We start from the raw sequence: 2,008 nt of genomic DNA, 5'->3' as shown, positions 1-2,008 counted from the left end.
ATCCTTTATTAAACCCTATTCTTATCCCCTTTTTACTTTCTATTATCATCTCTGATTTTATTTCTTCACTTCTTTCTTCTTCGCATTCTTTCACTCTTATTGGTATAAATTTATTTTTTACTGTATTTCTTTTATTTTCTACAAGAATTCTGTGCCATTTATAAAATGTACTTCTCGGCACATTCTTTTGCTTACAAAATTCATATTTACTTACATTACTTTTTTTATATTCTTCTACTAGCTCTTTCCATTTTTCATTACTTATTCTTTTTTTCTTTTTTTCTAATAGCATCATTAGCCTTTATTTTTTTAGGCTTTTGTTCTACCACTTATTTTTATTCTTGCCTAGATGCCCTTATTTTAGCGCTTACGATTCATTATAAAGAAAGTATTGCTGAGCCTAGTTTGCAATCAAATTGTGGTAAATATTTAATTAAAGTTGTCTCTAAAGTGAAAAATTGATATAGTGGTGACTATTTTAAACTTTTATGTACTAATTTAGTGATAAATATAAAACGAAGAGGGTTAATGTTTATATTATCAGCTCCTTCTGGTACTGGTAAAACAACACTTGCAAATGAAATTATTAAAAATGATGAGCATATATCTTTATCAATATCATGTACTACTAGGAAAAAAAGACCAAATGAAATAGATGGTAAGCATTATTATTTTAAAACTAAAGAAGAGTTTAAAGATCAGATTGAAAGTGAGGAATTATTAGAGTATGCAGAAATTTTTGGTGAATTATATGGAACTCCTAAAAAAGAGGTTTTGAAAAAATTAGATTCTGGTGAAGATGTTTTGTTTGATATAGATTGGCAGGGTCATAGACAGCTATCAGCTATAGCAAGAGCAGATGTTACAAGTGTATTTTTATTGCCACCATCTAAAAAAGAGTTATTAGAAAGGTTAAAATTAAGAAATCAAGATAACGGTCGAGTCATTGAGCAAAGAATGGCTAGATCTGATGAAGAGATTAGTCATTGGCATGAATATGATTATATAATTATCAATAGAGATATTGAACAAAGCTTGGAAAAATTGTTATCAATCCTAAAATCTGAAAGGCTTAGAAAAGAAAGAAGAACAGGTCTTAATGATTTTGTTGGCACTTTGATACATGAAGAATTTGTTAAGACAAAGATAATTTGAAAAAGAGTATTAAAATAAAATCTACTAAATCATCTGTTAAATGGCTAAGTAGAAATGTGAAAGATAAATTTAGTAAGTTAGCTAAGCAAAATAATTATCGCTCAAGAGCTGCTTATAAATTAGATGGTATAAATCAAAAATACAAAATTCTTAAAGGTGCCAAGATTGTTTTAGATATTGGTTCTGCACCTGGTTCATGGCTGCAATATGTTAAAAGAAATACTAATTCTAAGACTAAAGTTATAGGAGTAGATTTAAAAAAGATCATGGCAATTCAAGATGTTATTACATTTGAATCTGATTTTACATCTGGAGAACTTTGGGAAGAATTAAATGCTGTTTTGAAAGATAATAAATGTGATGTAATACTTAGTGACATGGCTCAAAATACAAGTGGTACTAGAAGTTTAAATCATATTAATATTATGAATTTGGCTGAATCTGTTTTTGATTTTTCACAGAAATTTCTGGCTAAAAATTGTCATATGGCAATTAAGTTGTTTGAAGGCAATAAAAATAAAGAGTTTTAAATTATTTATAGATTTTTCCATTAAGCAGCTAGTGAAAGAAATTTATCAAAGTCAGAATTATAATTGTCATTGTCAGCAAGTTGTCCTTTTTTAATCATGTGCAAGAGTTCTATTCCCGCAATAGTTCTGGCGGCACTTCTAAAGGATTTGAAGCCAAGCATCGGCCTAGTTCGTTTCTTTATAAATCTGTGATCGCCTTCTATCCTATTGTTGAGATATTTGTTCTGCCTAATTTCTATTTGGTTTTCTTTAGATAATGGCTTATTGATTGAATTCAAAGCAGAAGTATTAGAGCCACTTTTATCTATATTAACCTTTATAGG

The 2,008-nt window shown here is 28.5% G+C and carries 4 protein-coding genes; 2 read left to right on the top strand and 2 right to left on the bottom strand.

All coding sequences use genetic code 11. The features are described from left to right. Positions 1-295: IS66 family insertion sequence element accessory protein TnpA (gene tnpA / locus EIC27_RS06735; RefSeq protein ID WP_205702322.1), on the bottom strand; the 295-nt coding region annotated here is incomplete at its 3' end. A gap of 233 nt (positions 296-528) precedes the next feature. Here tnpA and gmk point away from each other — a divergent pair. Together gmk and EIC27_RS06725 are read left to right on the top strand one after the other, a co-directional pair. Continuing rightward, positions 529-1,155 carry a guanylate kinase gene (gene gmk, locus EIC27_RS06730; RefSeq protein ID WP_126045279.1) on the top strand — a complete coding sequence of 209 codons (627 nt, stop codon included), beginning with the start codon at positions 529-531 and terminating at the stop codon, positions 1,153-1,155. Continuing rightward, entirely contained in the window at positions 1,152-1,685 is a 534-nt protein-coding gene (locus tag EIC27_RS06725; protein ID WP_126045278.1) for an SAM-dependent methyltransferase, read from the top strand. Before gmk ends, EIC27_RS06725 begins: the two co-directional genes overlap by 4 nt. Before the next feature lie 20 nt (positions 1,686-1,705). Here EIC27_RS06725 and EIC27_RS06720 read toward each other — a convergent pair. Beyond that, the coding region (locus tag EIC27_RS06720) for a DDE-type integrase/transposase/recombinase (protein ID WP_126044832.1) at positions 1,706-2,008 on the bottom strand (303 nt) is incomplete at its 5' end.

This window comes from Candidatus Aquarickettsia rohweri, assembly GCF_003953955.1.
GTDB lineage: Bacteria > Pseudomonadota > Alphaproteobacteria > Rickettsiales > Midichloriaceae > Aquirickettsia > Aquirickettsia rohweri.
Note: the sequence above shows the minus strand (reverse complement) of the source record. Positions and strands in the feature narration are given on the sequence as shown.